Annotated in this window: 20 protein-coding genes and 1 tRNA gene; 11 read left to right on the forward strand and 10 right to left on the reverse strand. The window is 73.5% G+C overall.

Features of this window, described 5'->3' with window-relative positions; genetic code table 11:
• Positions 1–34: 34 nt before the first annotated feature.
• A complete protein-coding gene (locus ABD419_RS07740; RefSeq protein WP_344484067.1) occupies positions 35–532 on the forward strand; it encodes a GNAT family N-acetyltransferase in 498 nt (165 codons plus the stop codon).
• On the opposite strand, the gene ABD419_RS07745 is transcribed toward ABD419_RS07740, so the two are convergent.
• Positions 526–1,266, reverse strand: coding sequence for a hypothetical protein (locus tag ABD419_RS07745; RefSeq protein ID WP_344484070.1), 741 nt, complete (start codon positions 1,264–1,266; stop codon positions 526–528). The two genes, ABD419_RS07740 and ABD419_RS07745, sit on opposite strands and share 7 nt — an antisense overlap.
• Positions 1,267–1,443: 177 nt before the next feature.
• Here ABD419_RS07745 and ABD419_RS07750 point away from each other — a divergent pair, with 177 nt between their 5' ends.
• Positions 1,444–2,715 carry a low temperature requirement protein A gene (locus tag ABD419_RS07750; RefSeq protein ID WP_344484073.1) on the forward strand — a complete coding sequence of 424 codons (1,272 nt, stop codon included), beginning with the start codon at positions 1,444–1,446 and terminating at the stop codon, positions 2,713–2,715.
• Entirely contained in the window at positions 2,712–3,857 is a 1,146-nt protein-coding gene (locus ABD419_RS07755; protein WP_344484076.1) for an alpha/beta hydrolase, read from the forward strand. Before ABD419_RS07750 ends, ABD419_RS07755 begins: the two co-directional genes overlap by 4 nt.
• On the opposite strand, the gene ABD419_RS07760 is transcribed toward ABD419_RS07755, so the two are convergent.
• A complete protein-coding gene (locus tag ABD419_RS07760; protein WP_344484079.1) occupies positions 3,839–4,981 on the reverse strand; it encodes a glutathione S-transferase family protein in 1,143 nt (380 codons plus the stop codon). The two genes, ABD419_RS07755 and ABD419_RS07760, sit on opposite strands and share 19 nt — an antisense overlap.
• 51 nt (positions 4,982–5,032) lie before the next feature.
• On the opposite strand from ABD419_RS07760, the gene ABD419_RS07765 reads away from it, so the two are divergent.
• A complete protein-coding gene (locus tag ABD419_RS07765) occupies positions 5,033–5,869 on the forward strand; it encodes an aminoglycoside phosphotransferase family protein (protein ID WP_425555969.1) in 837 nt (278 codons plus the stop codon).
• Between the two features lie 69 nt (positions 5,870–5,938).
• On the opposite strand, the gene ABD419_RS07770 is transcribed toward ABD419_RS07765, so the two are convergent.
• Positions 5,939–6,310, reverse strand: a complete 372-nt coding sequence (locus tag ABD419_RS07770; protein WP_344484082.1) for a hypothetical protein — start codon at positions 6,308–6,310, stop codon at positions 5,939–5,941.
• A 188-nt stretch (positions 6,311–6,498) separates the two neighbouring features.
• Between ABD419_RS07770 and ABD419_RS07775 the strand changes: the two genes are divergently transcribed.
• Positions 6,499–7,710, forward strand: coding sequence for an ROK family transcriptional regulator (locus ABD419_RS07775; protein WP_344484085.1), 1,212 nt, complete (start codon positions 6,499–6,501; stop codon positions 7,708–7,710).
• Positions 7,711–7,713: 3 nt separating this feature from the next.
• Here the strand turns inward: ABD419_RS07775 and ABD419_RS07780 are convergent, their stop codons facing one another.
• Together ABD419_RS07780 and ABD419_RS07785 are read right to left on the reverse strand one after the other, a co-directional pair.
• On the reverse strand, positions 7,714–8,235 hold the full coding sequence (locus ABD419_RS07780) for a hypothetical protein (protein WP_344484087.1): 522 nt from the start codon (positions 8,233–8,235) through the stop codon (positions 7,714–7,716).
• A 141-nt stretch (positions 8,236–8,376) separates the two neighbouring features.
• Entirely contained in the window at positions 8,377–9,009 is a 633-nt protein-coding gene (locus tag ABD419_RS07785; protein WP_344484089.1) for an FMN-dependent NADH-azoreductase, read from the reverse strand.
• A 122-nt stretch (positions 9,010–9,131) separates the two neighbouring features.
• Between ABD419_RS07785 and ABD419_RS07790 the strand changes: the two genes are divergently transcribed.
• The 4 genes from ABD419_RS07790 (at position 9,132) to ABD419_RS07805 (ending at position 11,022) form a co-directional block, all read left to right on the forward strand.
• Positions 9,132–9,755, forward strand: a complete 624-nt coding sequence (locus ABD419_RS07790) for a TetR/AcrR family transcriptional regulator (RefSeq protein WP_344484091.1) — start codon at positions 9,132–9,134, stop codon at positions 9,753–9,755.
• Positions 9,756–9,989: 234 nt separating this feature from the next.
• Complete coding sequence (locus tag ABD419_RS07795; protein WP_344484093.1) at positions 9,990–10,142, forward strand: hypothetical protein; 153 nt, start codon at positions 9,990–9,992, stop codon at positions 10,140–10,142.
• Between the two features lie 2 nt (positions 10,143–10,144).
• The gene (locus ABD419_RS07800; protein WP_344484095.1) at positions 10,145–10,459 is read left to right on the forward strand and encodes a hypothetical protein; all 315 of its coding nucleotides are present in this window, start codon (positions 10,145–10,147) and stop codon (positions 10,457–10,459) included.
• Between the two features lie 182 nt (positions 10,460–10,641).
• Positions 10,642–11,022 (forward strand): VOC family protein, encoded by a 381-nt coding sequence (locus ABD419_RS07805; protein WP_344484097.1) that lies wholly within the window; start codon positions 10,642–10,644, stop codon positions 11,020–11,022.
• Here the strand turns inward: ABD419_RS07805 and ABD419_RS07810 are convergent.
• From ABD419_RS07810 to ABD419_RS07820, 3 genes are all read right to left on the reverse strand, one after another.
• Positions 11,007–11,837 carry a phosphotransferase gene (locus ABD419_RS07810; protein ID WP_344484099.1) on the reverse strand — a complete coding sequence of 277 codons (831 nt, stop codon included), beginning with the start codon at positions 11,835–11,837 and terminating at the stop codon, positions 11,007–11,009. The two genes, ABD419_RS07805 and ABD419_RS07810, sit on opposite strands and share 16 nt — an antisense overlap.
• A 71-nt stretch (positions 11,838–11,908) precedes the next feature.
• Complete coding sequence (locus ABD419_RS07815; RefSeq protein ID WP_344484101.1) at positions 11,909–12,250, reverse strand: DMT family transporter; 342 nt, start codon at positions 12,248–12,250, stop codon at positions 11,909–11,911.
• Position 12,251: 1 nt separating this feature from the next.
• A complete protein-coding gene (locus tag ABD419_RS07820) occupies positions 12,252–12,566 on the reverse strand; it encodes a DMT family transporter (protein ID WP_344484103.1) in 315 nt (104 codons plus the stop codon).
• Between the two features lie 85 nt (positions 12,567–12,651).
• Between ABD419_RS07820 and ABD419_RS07825 the strand changes: the two genes are divergently transcribed.
• Positions 12,652–13,218 carry a TetR/AcrR family transcriptional regulator gene (locus tag ABD419_RS07825; RefSeq protein WP_344484106.1) on the forward strand — a complete coding sequence of 189 codons (567 nt, stop codon included), beginning with the start codon at positions 12,652–12,654 and terminating at the stop codon, positions 13,216–13,218.
• Positions 13,219–13,222: 4 nt separating this feature from the next.
• On the opposite strand, the gene ABD419_RS07830 is transcribed toward ABD419_RS07825, so the two are convergent.
• Positions 13,223–14,005 carry a TSUP family transporter gene (locus tag ABD419_RS07830; protein ID WP_344484109.1) on the reverse strand — a complete coding sequence of 261 codons (783 nt, stop codon included), beginning with the start codon at positions 14,003–14,005 and terminating at the stop codon, positions 13,223–13,225.
• A 151-nt stretch (positions 14,006–14,156) separates the two neighbouring features.
• Positions 14,157–14,231, reverse strand: a tRNA-Val gene (locus ABD419_RS07835).
• Positions 14,232–14,370: 139 nt separating this feature from the next.
• Here ABD419_RS07835 and ABD419_RS07840 point away from each other — a divergent pair.
• Entirely contained in the window at positions 14,371–15,072 is a 702-nt protein-coding gene (locus tag ABD419_RS07840; protein WP_344484112.1) for a DsbA family oxidoreductase, read from the forward strand.
• Positions 15,073–15,145: the final 73 nt, after the last annotated feature.

Here is a 15,145-nt window from a genome sequence, read left to right on the forward strand (position 1 = left end):
TCGTTTCAGTGAGTTTCGAGCACGGAGGACCCCCATGGCGCACCTCGGCATCCGCCTCGCCGACCGGCCCGGCGACCTCGGCTGGATCGTCATGGCCCAAGGCGAGTCCTACGCCGCCGAGCACGGCTGGAGCACCGAGTACGAGGCCCTGGTCGCGCGCATCGTCGCCGACTTCGCCGCCGGGCACGACCCCGGCCGCGAGGCCGCCTGGATCGCCGAGGCCGGCGGCGAGCGCGTCGGCAGCGTCGCCCTCGTCGCCGACGGCGAACCCGGCACCGCGCGCCTGCGCATCCTCTTCGTCAGCCCCGCCGCCCGCGGCCTCGGACTCGGCGCGCGCCTCGTCGGCCACTGCCTCGACTTCGCCCGCGCCGCCGGGTACGAGCGCGTCGTCCTGTGGACCGCGAGCCTCCTCGGCGCCGCCCGGCACGTCTACGAGGCCAACGGGTTCGCCCTCGTGAAGGAGACGCCCTTCCACGGCTTCGGCCACGACCTCACCGGCCAGGACTGGGTGCTCGAACTCAAGCCTCAGTAGACCTTCCGCGGCCGCTTCGACGGCGCACGCCGCGCGTCGACCACGTTGGCGCGCATCGAGAACCGCTTCGCGGCCGTCGCGATCAGGCCGCGGCCCGAACCGCCGAACGGCACCGAGCGGCGGGCGAGGGCCGTCGACACGTGCGCCGGGACGCCCCACCGGGCGGCACGCTCGAGGTCCTCCTGGTACTTCCGGACCTCCGCATCGGTGACGTGCTCGCCGAAGACGCGGGTGTAGGCGGCCCTGCCCTGCGGCGGGTCGCCGCGCACCGGCTCGACCCCGACCATCGTCACCGGGAACAGGCCGCGCCGCCGGCGCCAGAAGGCGATCGCCCGCACCTCCGACCACGGCAGGTCCACCAGCGGGCGCACCGCCCGCACGTGCTTCTCCTCCGCCGCGCCGAGGTTGCGCCGCGCCTCCCGGCGGTCCAACCCCCGCGGCGGGTCGACCGGCGACCGCCCGGCGGACGGCCGCTCGTCCGCGGTCTCGGGGAAGAGCCGCACGCCCCGCCGGTCGAACTCGGCGACCACCGGCCGCCGCGACAGGTTCCTCCAGCGGGCCGCGGGCCAGCCCAGCGCCGCCGCCATGACCACCACCGCCAGCGGCCACCCGACGCTCGTCCCCGCCGCCGCGGCGACGCCCGCGCCGACCGCGATCGAGGCGCCCGCGGCCGTGCGCACCGCGTCGCGCCAGTGGGGGCGGTCGGTGACTCGTTCGATCTCGGGACCGGGCATGCGGAGTCCTTCGGGCCGAAGGGGAGGGCCGCTTCCATCGTCCCACGCCCCGGGCCCCGGCAGCCCGCTTCGCGGTGCGGACCCGGCGGGCCGCCCCCGCCGGACCGCTTGTGGCGGGCCCGATGCGGCGGGATACTGTGCGCTGACCTCGAAGGCGACCGGAAAGGACCGTGCCCCATGGTGGAGGCGAAGCGCTGGCGGGTGCCGATCGCGACCCGCGACCACACTGAAGGCCACCGGCAGGCCACCTGGCTGGAGCTGTTCTTCGACCTCGCGTTCGTCGTCGCCGTCGCCCAGGCCGCCACCCAGTTCGAGCACGCCGCCGCAGACGGGCACCTCGGCGAGGGCCTCCTCGGCTACCTCTTCGTGTTCGCCGCCATCTGGTGGATCTGGGTCTCCTTCACCTGGTTCGCGAACTTCTTCGACACCGACGACGTGCCCTACCGGCTCCTCATGATGGTCATGATCGCCGGCTCGCTCGGCCTCGCCGCGGGCGTCCCGCAAGCCGCGCACCTCGACTTCCGCATCTTCGTCGTCTCCTATGTGGTCATGCGGCTGGCGTACGTCGCCCAGTGGGCCCGCGTCTACCGCACCGGCGACCCCGCCATGCGCGGCCTCGCCGCCCGCATCATCGTGCTCACCACCGTCGTCCAGCTCGGCTGGGTCGCGTTCCTCCTGGTGCCCATGGAATGGCGCGTCGAGGCGTGGCTCGGGTGGTTCCTCCTCGACCTCGCCGTCCCCGCCTTCGCGCGCTGGAACCCGCGCCTCGGCGGCCACTGGGGGCACATCAAGGAGCGCTACGGCCTCTTCACGATCATCGTCCTCGGCGAGGCCGTCGCCGCGGCCACGATCGCCGTCTCCGGCGCCGTCGACTCCGGCCTCGACTTCGACACCGCGCCGCTGCTCACCCTCGCCGGCGCCGGACTCGTCATCGTCTTCGCCCTGTGGTGGATCTACTTCGACTTCGCGGGCGGCCACGCGTTCGACCGCGGCCCGGTCACGGTCTACGTCTGGGCGTACGCCCACTACTTCGTGTTCGCGGCCGTCGCCGCGCTCGGCGCGGGCACCGCGCTGGCGGTCGAGCGCATCACCGACCCCGGCCACGTCCACCTCGGCGACCGCACCGTCGCGCTCGTCCCCGCCGTCGCCGTCGCCGTCATCCTGCTCACCACGCTCATGATCGAGGCGGTCAGCGAGCACGGCATCCCCGCCGGGCACGTCGCCGCGAAGGTCATCGCCGCCGCGGTCGCCGTCGCCGCCGCGCTCCTCGCCCCCGTCCTCACCATCCCCGGCGCCGCGGTCGTCACCGCCCTCGCGCTCACCGGCCTGGTCGTCCACGGGGTCGCCGAGCAGCACCTCCTCTACCGCCGGTCGCCGGAGGCGGCGCCGCGCGAGGCGGCATTAGGATCGAGCGACCACCGCCCTACGACCCCCGGGGAAGCCACGTGACCGCCACCGCCGAAACCGAAGCACCCGTCCGCAAGCGCCGCAAGTGGCTGCGTGCGGCGATCGTCAGCGTCGCCGTGCTCCTGGTGCTGGCCCTCGCCGGGCTCGCCGGCGCCGGCTGGTACTTCTCGAACGAGCTCCTCAAGCCCGACCACTCGAGCCCGGAGTACCCGTTCGCGGTCGAGGCCGTCGGGGACGGGACGGTGACGCTCCCGCGCGACGAGGACACCGAGAAGCCCGGCACGTGGGGCCTCGCGTGGGAGGACGGGCAGACGCTCGTCGGCGACGTCGTCGACCAGGACGAGGACTCCGTGACCCGCGCGCTCGAAGGCGAGCTCGCCGGCGACCTCGCCGCGGGCGAGATGGTCCGCATCGACACCTACGCCTACCGCGGCACCCCGGCCGCGCTCGGCATCGACTTCGAAGAGGTCCAGATCCCGACCGGCCTCGGCGACGCCCCGGCCTGGCTCATGCCCGCCGAGCGGACCACCTGGGTCATCGGCGTCCACGGCCGCAACGCCTCCCGCGAGGAGACCCTCCGGTCCGCCGAGATCTACCACGCCCTCGGCTACCCGGTCCTCGCCGTGACCTACCGCAACGACGAAGGCGCCCCCGCCGCCGACAACGGCCTCATGAGCCTCGGCGAGTACGAGGCCGACGACGTCGTCGACGCGATCGAGTTCGCCCTCGACAACGGCGCGACCGACGTGATCCTCCACGGCATCTCCATGGGCGGCTCCACCATCGCCATGGCCGCCCGCAAGATCGAGGACCCGTCCGTGATCCGCGGGCTCGTCTTCGACTCCCCGTGCCTCGACTGGAACTCCACCCTCGACCTCCAGGCCGACAACCGGAACGTCATCGCGCCGATCACCTGGGCCGCCAAGCGCATCGTGGAGCCGCGCGCCGACATCAGCCTCCACGACCTCGACCAGCGGAACTTCGCCGACGAGTTCGCCATGCCCGTGCTGCTGTTCGTCGACACCGCCGACGCCACGGTCGACCACCACGCGACCCTCGACTTCGCCGAGCTCCTCGGCGACCGCGCGACCCTCGTGGAGTCCGCGTCCGGCCACACCGCGACCTGGAACGAGGACCCCGCGAGGTACGCCGCCGAGCTGGAGTCCTACCTCTCGGCGCTGTAGAGCGGGTTCGCCCCGGGCGGCCGCTCGTCGGCCGCCACCGGGCCCGGCGCGGTGCCGTCGCCGAACGGCGAGCCGCCGAGGCGCTCCCGGTCGTGCTCGGTCAGCCAGTTCGCGAGGTCGGGCCCGGCCGGGACGATCTGCGTCGGGTTCACGTCCTCGTGCACCACGTAGTAGTGCCGCTTGATCTGGTCGAAGTCGACGGTGTCGCCGAACCCCGGGGTCTGGAACAGGTCCCGCGCGTACCCCCACAGGTTCGGGAGCTCGGTCAGCTTGCCGCGGTTGCACTTGAAGTGGCCGTGGTAGACCGGGTCGAAGCGCACCAGCGTGGTGAACAGCCGCACGTCGGCCTCCGTGACGTGCGGTCCCATCAGGTACCGGCTGCCCGCGAGCCGCTCCTCCAGCCAGTCGAGCGCCTCGAACAGCCGCCCGTACGCCTTCTCGTACGCGCGCTGCGAACCGGCGAACCCCGCCCGGTAGACCCCGTTGTTGACCTCGGTGAACACCTTCTTGATCACCGGCAGCATGTCCTCGACCAGCGCGTCCGGCACCAGGTCCGGCGCGCCGTCGCGGTGGAACGGCCGCCACTGGGTCGAGAGGTCGAACGTGATCTGCGGGTAGTCGTTGGTGACGACCTGCCCCGACGGCACGTCCACGATCGCCGGGACCGTGATCCCGCGCGGGTACTCGGGGAACCGCTTGAAGTAGTGCTCCTGGAGCCGCTCGGTGCCCAGCACCGCGTCGCGCCCGTCCGGGCCGAGGTCGAACGTCCACGACCGCACGTCGTGCACCGGGCCCGGCGTCGCCAGCGAGATCGCGTCCTCCAGGCCCAGAAGCCGGCGCACGATGATCGACCGGTGCGCCCACGGGCACGCCCGCGCCGCCACCAGCCTGTACCGGCCCGGCTCGACCGGCCACGCCGCCGCGCCCTCCCGCAGGCCCGCGATCCGCGGGTCGCCGATCGCCGACGCCGGCTCGGGCCGCGCGGCCCGCACCGCCGCCGGATCGGCCACGATCCGGTCCTCGATGTAGTTCGCGTCCCGCGTGAACTCCTCCCCGGTGACGTACGCCCCCGCGGTCGAATGCTCGGTCCCGGCCGTGCGCGACGGCCCGCTCTGCTCACCCATGGGCCCCAGCCTACGCAGGTACGCTCCCCGGGAACGACGAAAGGGAACGCCTTGGACGACTTGACGATCGACGAGGACTTCGTGCGCTCGCTCCTGCCCCCCGACCTCGCCGGCCTCGACCTGCGGCCCGTCGACGGCGGCTGGGACAACCGCATGTGGCGCCTCGGCGGCGACCTCGCCCTGCGCCTGCCGCGCAGCGAACGCGCCCCGGCCCTCCTGGAGTACGAGCACCGCTGGCTCCCCGGCCTCGCCCCGGGCCTGCCCCTGCCGGTCCCCGTCCCCGCCCGACTCGGCGCGCCGACCGAGCGGTTCCCCAAGACCTGGCTCGTCACCACCTGGGTCCACGGCACCCCCGCCGACCTCGCCCCCGTCGCGTCGCCCGGCTCCGCCGAGACCCTCGCGGCGTTCCTCACCGCCCTCCACCGGCCCGCGCCCGCCGAGGCCGCGCGGCCCACCGACCGCGGCGTCCCCCTCGCCGCCTTCGCTCCCGACCTCGCGGGCCTCACCGGGCCCCTGAAGGAGGTCTGGGACGACGCGCTCGCCGCCCCCGCCTGGGACGGCCCGCCCCTGTGGCTCCACGGCGACCTCCACGCCGCCAACGTCGTCACCGCGGACGGCGCGCTCGCCGGCGTGGTCGACTTCGGCGACATGTGCACCGGCGACCCCGCCGCCGACCTGTCCGCCGCGTGGCTGCTCCTGCCCGACCCCGAGGCGCTGTTCACGCACTACGGCGCCGACGACGCCACGATCCGCCGCGCCCGCGGCTGGGCCCTGCGCAGGGCCCTCGGCCTGCGCGACGTCGGCATCGCCGGAGAAGCGGGCAGGACCGGCGGGAAGCCGACCTGGCGGCGGCCCGCCGAAGCCGCCCTCGCGCATCTAGCGCGGTGAAGGCCGGACAGCCGAGCAGTCGGCGCGGTGAAGGCCTGACAGCCGAGCACCTCTTGCGCTGAGCGCCCCTCAGCCGTCCGAGCTGCGCGCCGCGAGGATCGCGACCGCGCCCGCGGCGTCCTGGATGCGTTCGTCGTCGACGTCGCACCCGTGCCGCGCGAGCACGGCGAGCAGGTCCGCGACCACCGGCCCCGTGGCCTCCATCGCCCAGGACCGGTCCACCGGATGGGCGTGGTCCGCGCCGCCCAGCTGCACGCCGTCGTGGTTCCACACCGCCGCCGCGGCCGCCGCGATCCGGCGCGCACGCACCTCCGGGTCGCCAAGGCGCGCTTCGGATTCGGCCTCGTCGCGCCCGCGCCGCGGCGCGGCGTACGTGGGCCTGACGGGCGTGCGGTAGCGGTCGTCGCCGAACAGCTCCCGGAAATCGCCGATACCGTGCATCGCGGTGCTCGCTTCCCCCCACCTGACGGGTGATCCGATCCCCTATTTGTACCGGGCCGCCGTGAAACGCCCGCAAGGGGAGTCCCTCGATCGGGGTCCCCCGCCGGGGGCCGGGCCCGCGGCCGTTCGCGGCCGCGGCGCCGCCGCCCGCGCTACGATTCCTCGTCGACCGAGGAATTGGAGTGCCCATGGCCGTCGCCCGGCGTACCTCCCGCGACCTCCGCAGCGAGTCGCGGCTCATCGTCGTGCGCGCCCTCCTCGCGGCGGGGGAGTCCACCCGCAACGCGCTCGCCGAGGACACCGGCCTGAGCCCCGCCACCGTCTCCGCCGTCGTCGGCGACCTCCTCAAGTACGGCATCATCGCCGAGACCGGGCTCCTGAACGGCGCCGTCGGCCGGCCCACCACCGGACTGCGCGCGAACCCCGACCGCGGCCGCGTCGTCGGCGTCTACGTCGAGGACCGCTACCTGGAGGCGACCGTGTTCGACGCGGGTCTCGGCCGCCTCGCGACCGTCGCGGCCACCGCGGCAGAACCCGTCGCGGACGCCGACGGCGTCATCGACTGGATCGCCGCCACCCTCGGCACCGCCCTCGAACGCGCGCAGGCGGACCGCGGCGACGTCCTCGGCGTCGGCGTCCTCCTGCCCGGCGGCATGCAGCGCCCCGTCAAAGCGCGGGCGGGCGCGCCCGACGCGATCTGGCTCCACCTCGACCGCCTCCGCGACCGCCTCGGCCTGCCCGTCGTCGTCGACAACCCGCTCAAGGCCATCGCGACCGCGGAGCTGTGGCTCGGCGCCGGCCGCCGCAGCGCCGACCTCGTCACCGCGAACCTCGGCGTGGGCGTCGGCGCGGGCATCGTCCAGGACGGCGCGGTCGTGCGCGGCGCCACCGGCACCGCGGGCGAATGGGGCCACAGCCTCCTCGCCTTCGAGGGCCGCCGCTGCCAGTGCGGGCGCCGCGGCTGCGTCGAGGCGTACGTCGGCATCCCCGGCGTCCAGCGGACCCTCGCCGAGGCCGCCCCCGGGCACCCGCTCGCCGCCGGGCCCGGCGACCACGCGTTCATCGAGGCCCTGGCCGCCGCCGCGGACGCCGGCGACCCGGCCGCCCTCGCCGCGCTGGAGCGGACCGCGGACTACCTCGGGGCGGCGCTGGCCGACCTCGTCGCCGTGCTCAACCCGGAGGTCATCGCCCTGACGGGGATGACCGGGTGGCTCCGCCGCGAGCACCTGCTGGCGCTGGTGCGGCGGCGGGTCCTGGAGGACGCGCCCGGCGACGCCGCGGCCGGGCTCGCCGTGGAGCTCTCCGACCGCAGCGGCATGGACGGCATCGCCGCGATCGCGCTGGAGCGCTTCATGAGGGACATCGGGCTGGTGACCACCAGGGTCCTGCCGGCCCTCTGAGCTCTACGCCGCGGCGGGCTCGCGGACGCGGCCGCCGAACGCGGAGAACAGGAACAGCGCCGCGCCGGCGAGCACCGCCGTCGCGGCGGCGGCGACCGCGCCGGTCGCGAGCGCCAGCGCCCCGCCGGCCACGGCGAGTCCGATGAGGACCCATCCGAGCGAGGTGAACACCGGCGCGTCGAAGGCGCGGGCGAACGGCAGGAAGTGCGCGCCGACGACCAGGACCACCCAGCAGACCGTCAGGTCCGGCTGCTCGAAGACGTTGTTGATCACCGAGGCGCCCAACGGGATCGCCACGACCTCGGCCGCCACGCAGATCCAGTAGGTCCGCATCGCCGAGCGCGACGGGGGCTCGCCCCCGACGCCCGGGCGGCGGAGCACGGTCCACAGGACGAGCGCGAACGCGATCACCCCGGCGATCCGCACGATCAGCGGAAGCGGCCCGGGCAGTCCGCCGGCGTTCACGAGGATGAAGACGAGGCCGCCGACGGCGCCGATCATCGATCCGAGTTTGGGTCCTAGCACCGGAGTATTCAAGCACGCCTGTTCGAAACGTCGCCCTGTCAGGTCCGCCGAAGCGGTTCAGCGCAGGTGGACACGGAACGCCGCGACGACAAGGGCCCGGGGGAGTTCCCCCGGGCCCTTTCGCGGTGTCGGTGCGGGCGTTCAGTTCCCCGCGATCGCGCGGCCGGCCTCGCGGGCGGCGTCGAGCGCCACCCGGTGCTGCTCGGCGGCGAGGTCGCGCAGGGCCTCCATGCCCGGAGTCGTCGCGGCGAGGGTGAGTTCGCGCTTGACGACGGTGAGGTCCGCGCCCCACAGGTCGCCGACGATGCGCTCCAGGTACGGCGTGGAGTGGTCCCAGCCCTCGCGGGGCGCGCCGGGGCCGTAGCCGCCGCCGAGCGAGGTGACGAGGACGGTGGGCGTGCCCTTGAGGACCGGGGTGCTCGCGCCCGCGCCGGAGATGACGAGGTCGGCCCAGGTCTTGAAGTGCTGCGAGACGCCGTAGTTGTAGAGCGGGACGGCCAGGATCGCCGCGTCGGCGGACTGGAGCTCCTCGGCGAGCTCGGCGGCGAGGCCGAGGGCGGCCGTGTGCGCCTCCCCGCGCTGGTCCTCGGGCGTGAACGCGCCGAGGGTGGCGTGGGCCCACGCGTCGGCGGGCAGCGGGTCGGTGCCGAGGTGGCGGCGGACGACGGTGCCGCCGGGGTGGGCGGCGGACCACTCGGCCTCGGCCAGGTCGGCGATCTCGGCGCTGGTGGAGGCGCCGGGCAGGATGCTGGCGTCCAGGCGGAACAGGTTCATGCGGGAAGCTCCTTGAAGCGGGTGGACCGCGGGGCGGTCGGATGGGAAGGGCACGGCGTCGGGCCCTTCGCCTTCTAAACGGACTCTACCCCGTTTATATTTCCGGCGGGTAGATTGATCCCGTGGACCGACCCGTCGTGCCCCTGGGCAGACCGCGCGCCGAACGCGCCGACGCCAAGCGCAACCGCCTGCGGCTCTTGGCGGTCGCGCGCGAGATGCTGGCCGAGAGCGGACCCGGCGGTGTGACCATGGACGCACTCGCCGAGCGGGCCGGGCTCGGCAAGGGCACCGTCTTCCGCCGCTTCGGCACCCGCGCCGGGATCTTCAAGGCGCTCCTCGAGGAGGAGGCCCGCCGCTTCCAGGAGCTCGTGCTCGCGGGTCCGCCGCCGCTGGGCCCCGGGGCCGGCCCGGCCGAGCGCCTCGTCGCATACGGCCGCGTGCGCATCGCGTTCCTCATCGACAACATCGACGTCGCGCGCGCCGCGATGGAGCGGGACCTCGGGCGCCCGGCCGTCGAGGTCGACATGACCCTGGTGCACCTGCGGATGCTCCTGGCGCAGTCCGGCCTCGGCGTGCGCGACCCCGAGAGCCTCGCCGTGCAGCTCGCGGCCGCCCTCGAAGGCCCGCTGCTGCTGTACGTGACGTCCGCCCGAGCCGTCGGCACGGATGCGGAAGAGGCGGGTGTGCGCCTCGCCGACGCCTGGCAGGACCTCGTCGAACGCCTCTTCCGGAGCGACTCGAAATAGGACCCGAACCGGTCTCGCTTTTCACTGCGCAGGGGACTAGTCTGATCGAGTTGCGTGTGCATTCCGACAACCCGTTTTGGAGGACTGCGCAACACGGTTGAGGCCCAAGGACTCCCGTGCGACTGAAACGCAGCAGTTCCCGAATTGAGCGAATCGCCTTTCGTCCATGATCCGACATCACCCGTAGTGAGTAATGCGACACTCACTTTCCGAAATCCTTCATAGGATTCGATCATGGTCCCCGCCAATATTCTCCCGGAGCCGGTCTCACGACCGGCCTACACCATCACCTCCGCCGGCCCCGCCGTGCGGATCCTCGCCGGAACCCCGGCGCCCTCCACCGCCGCGGCTCCGGCCGTCGGCCCCACCTGGACCCAGGAGGTCTAGTCGTGGAACTCAATTTCGACGGCGACTTCATCCGTCAGGCCGTAGCCATCCTTCTCAGCGCCAACCAGCTCGTGGCCTACTGGCTCGCGGGCAACAAGAACAACCTCGGTTGGCTCCTCGGCGTCCTCGGAGGCATTCCCTGGATCGCGTTCATCGTCGTCTGGGACGTCTGGGGCCTCGCCCCGCTCGTCATCGGACTCCAAGTCATCTACATCCGCAATCTGATGCGCTGGTGGCGCGAGAGCCACAGCGCCGAACCCGTGCTCGACCCGCCCGTGGTCGCGCCGGTCAAGGTCGGGGCGCCTTCCGCCTCCTGACAGGAGTCCGCCGGCGCGTGCCGGGGAGGGACGGCCCTACGGGGGGTCGTCCGGCCCGCCGGCGAACTCGAGTCCATCACCACTGACGATCCGGCGGCGCCGGGCGGTGCACACCACCGCCGCGCCGCCGCCGCCGTGCCCGGCCCCGGAACGCCGGCCGCGCCCGTGGCAGGATCGGTGCCATGCTCAGATTCACCGATTTCATCATCGACTGCCCCGACCCGATGGGACTGGGCGCGTTCTACGCCGAGGTGACCGGGAGCCCGCTCAAGTCCGACAGCACCGACTTCTGGGCCGCCATCGCCTTCGGCGGCGTCGACCTCGCGTTCTACCGGGTCGACGACTACACGCCCCCGACGTGGCCGGACGACGAGCACCCGAAGCAGTTCCACCTCGACTTCGAGGTCGACGAGTTCGCGCCCGAGCAGGCGCGGATCACCGCGCTCGGCGCCGTCCTCAAGCAGGAGTTCGTCAACGAGGAGGGGTACGGCTGGCAGGTGTACACCGACCCCGTCGGGCACCCGTTCTGCCTGTGCCGCAACCGCGGCTACGACTGGTCGTAGGCCCGCAGCTGCGCCATCCACTCGGCGCCGAGCCGGCGCCCGTCCGGGAGCCGGTCGTCGCGGTCCCAGCGCCACGCGGTGATCATCGCCAGCGAGAGCGCGCGGCACTCGCGCAGCAGGTCCGCGTCGACCCCCGGGTAGTGCCCGCCGACCTCCTCGGGCGCATGGGCGAGGTCGAACTCGACCGGCCCGACGCAGCTCGTCTCGAAGTCCACGAACATCGGGCCCGCCGCGGTCGCCAGGAGGTTCCCCGGGTGCGGCTCGCCGTGCAGGAGCTGCTCGGCCCGCCCGCGCCCGGTCACCGCGGCGCGCAGGTCCCGCAGCGCGCCGCCCAGGAACGCCCGGTCGTCCTCGGCCAGCCCCGGCGACTGCCGGCGGTCGGCCACGAGCCGCTGCGCCTCCTCGACCCGGTCGGTGAAGTGCGGCGCCGGCATCTCGACCCGGCGCATCCCCTCGTGCAGCCGCGCCACCGCCCCGGCGTACTCGTCCGCCGGGATCGGCTGCGGCCCTACCGGTTCGTAGTAGGTCCACAGCGTGATCTCGAAGCCGTCGCGCCGGTGCACGACCGCCTCGGTCCGCGGGTCGGGCACCGCCACGGGCGCCCCGGCCGCGTCGAGCCGCCGCGCGAGGTCGATCTCGAACTGCGCGATCCGGTGCTCCTGCGGCGCCACCCGCGCCAGCACGTCGCCCGGCAGCAGCCGCAGCGTCAGCTTGTTGGAGGCGTGGACCACGATCGCCACCTCGGCGCCCAGTCCGACCTCCCCGGCGACCTCCCTGGCCGCGTCCAGTGCGCGCAGCCGCCGTGCCTCGTCCATCGCCGCTCCTCCGCTCGTCCTGCGCCCACGCTAACCCCGCCGGTCCCCTGCGGCCCAGTCCTTTTCGGCGTTCACGCGTCCCGCTCGGACGGCGCGGGCGCGTGCGCCACCTTCAAACCGACCACGCACAGCACGATCCCGGCCAGGAACACGACTTTGAGGACGGACGCCGACTCCGTGCCGGTCACCATGGCCCACATGACCGTCAGCGCCGCGCCGGTGCCGGTCCAGACCGCGTAGGCCGTGCCGATCGGGATGCGCTCGGCCGCATGGGCCAGGCCGAGCATGCTCATGACGAGCGCGACCGCGAATACCACTGTCGGCGCGGGCCGGCTGAACCCGTCGCTCGCGCCCATGGCGGTGGCCCACACGGCTTCGAGCACCGCGCTGGTGAGCAGGACGATCCACGCCATCTCAGCTCACCGCCTTCAGGCCGACGACGCACCCGATCAGGGCCGCCAGCAGGGCGGCGCGGGCGAGCGTCAGCGACTCCTGCCGGCGCGCGACCGCGATGAGCACGGTCAGCGTGGCGCCGATGCCGACCCACACCGCGTACGCGGTGCCCACCGGCAGCGTCTGCATCGCGACGGCCAGCCCGGCCATGCTCAGCAGCAGCGTGACGGCGAACAGCACCGTGGGCCCGGGTCGCTTGAGCCCCTTCGAGGCCCCGAGCGCCGACGCCCAGACCGCCTCCAGCATCCCCGATGCGACCAAGACCAGCCAGGCCATGCCGTCCCACCTCTTCCATCGTTGTCGCTCGATCGTACGAAAACAACCGTAGCACGTTCCCGCATGACTGTGCGACAATGATGCCGTGCCTCGACACCTCGACAGGGAAGCGCGGCTCCGGGAGGTCTCGGAGGCCGCCTGGCGCGTCCTCGCGCGCGACGGCCTCGCCGAACTCTCGGTGCGCAACGTCGCCGCCGAGGCGGGCCTGGCCCCCAGCTCCCTGCGGTACGTCTTCCCCACGCAGTCCTCACTGCGCGAGCGCGCCACCGACCTCGTCGTCGAGCGCATGACCGCCCGGGTCGCCCGCGTCCCCGCCGACGCCCCCGACCGCGCCCGCGCGCTCCTGCTCGAACTGCTGCCCCTCGACGCGGACCGGCGCATCGAGATGGAGGCCTACCTCGCCCTCGGCACCGCAGCCATGACCGAACCCGACCTCCGCGGCCCCCACCTCCGCGTCCACAACGCCGTCCGCGCCGTCTGCGACGCCGCCCTCCGCGACCTCGCCCGCACCGCCGACACCGACGCCGACCGCCTCCACGCCCTCGTCGACGGCCTCGCCCTCCACATCGTCCGCCAGGACCCCGCGCGCAGCACCGCCTGGGCCATAGCGGCCCTCGACGCCCACCTCACCGACCTGCGCCCCCGGCCCTGACGGCTCACACTGCCGCTCCCGCCTGCACCGCGTACAGCGCCGCGAGCGCGATGGCGAGGGCGCCGAGGAGGCGTCGAAGGAGCCGCTCGGGCAGCCGCGGTTGGAGGGCCGCGCCGAGGTAACCGCCGAGGAGTCCGCCCAGGCCGCAGGCGATGCCGAGCGGCCAGTGCGGGGCGACGTCGCCCGGAGCGGTCAGGCTCAGCAGCGCGTAGGCGAGGCATCCGGCGATCGAGGTGACGAACGTCGACAGGAGCGCGGCCGGTGCGACCGCGGCCACCGACAGACCCGCGCCGACCAGGACCGGGCTCAGCAGCGAGCCCCCGCCGATCCCGTAGACCCCGCCCACACACCCCGCCGCGAACGCCAGTACCAGGACCACTCTGCGCCGCAACGTGAACCGCGGCCGAACACGGTCGCGCCGGGGAAGCAGGAGCCACACGCCGAGGGGCCCGAGGACGGCGGCCGCGCACAGCCGGAACAGATCCGCGTCGGTGAGGAGGTGGACGCGCGCGAGGGCGCCGAGCACCACTCCGGGAAGCGTCCCGGCCACGAGGAGGCCCGCCAGCGGTGAGCGGAGCGAACCGGTCCGGGCGTACCGGGCGAGCGCGCCCGGACCGGCGATCACGTTGTACAGCAGATTGGTCGGGGTCACCGCCGGGTTCGGCACGTGCAGCACCGAGAGCTGGACCGGCAGCAGGAACACCGCGCCCGAGACGCCGGCCGGAGCGGTCACGACCGAAATCGCGAGCCCGGCCGCGAAGCCGAGCAGCAGGTCCCAGTCGAGCACGCCGATAACTCTACTGAACAAGTAGGAATATCCGGACCCGCCCTGGGCCCCGGCGCGACCATCCCGTCAAGTGGCGTTATAGACGCTGGTCTCGGCCCGTGATCCGCCTCTTTCTCGGCCCTCGGCGGATGCTCCACCGAGGCCTTCGTGCTGGTGGGTGCTACAGGGATCGAACCTGTGACCACCTCCTTGTAAGGGAGGTGCTCTACCGCTGAGCTAAGCACCCGGGGGCGCGGTGGGGGCCGCGCCGAGCCTGAGAAAGGGTACCTGAACGGGGGCTTGGGCGCGAGTGCGGGGGAGAGGCGCCGCACAGGTGGAATCGGGCGGGCGTCGGGGGTGTTGGTCGTGGTGTGCAAACACTACGAGTGGACATCTGGTCCGACATCGCCTGCCCTTGGTGCTACGTTGGGAAGGCGCGGTTCGACAAGGCCGTGCAGCAGCTCGACGGGAAGGTCGCCGTCGAGGTGCGGCACCGCTCCTTCGAGCTCGACCCGGACCGCGAGCCGGGCGAGGTGGACGCCGTCGTGCCGATGATCGCGAAGAAGTACGGGATCAGCCCCGCTCAGGCGCAGGCCAACGAGTACAAGCTCGGCGAGCTCGCGCAGCTGGAGGGACTGGAGTACCGGACGGAGGGCCGCGATCACGGGAACACCTTCGACCTGCACCGTCTCCTTCACCTGGCCTCTGACCGGGGCCTCGAGGCCGAGGTCTGGCAGGCGTTCTACGCCGCGAACTTCGCCGACGAGGCCTCCATCTTCGACCGCGGGCGCGTCGTGGCCGTGGCCGTCGCGGCAGGGCTCGACGAGGCCGAGGTCGTGGGCGTGCTCGACGACCCCGAGCGGTACCGGGACGCGGTGCGGGCGGACGAGGCCGAGGCCAAGGCGCTCGGAGCGAACGGGGTGCCGTTCTTCGTGATCGACGAGAAGTACGGGGTCTCCGGGGCGCAGCCGACCGCGCTGTTCGCCGAGATCCTCGAGCGGGCCTGGGACGAGAAGAAGCCCGCGATCACCACGATCGCAGGCGCCGAGGACGCCGAAGCGTGCGGTCCGGAGGGCTGCGCGATCTGATCGCGCGGAAGTGGCGAAACCTTCTCGATTGGGCGCGTCCGGGCATATCCTGAGGCGCATTCCGACCTACGAG

Origin of the sequence: Glycomyces endophyticus, assembly GCF_039531525.1 — a bacterium.
In the GTDB taxonomy this organism is placed as follows: Bacteria; Actinomycetota; Actinomycetes; order Mycobacteriales; family Micromonosporaceae; genus Glycomyces; species Glycomyces endophyticus.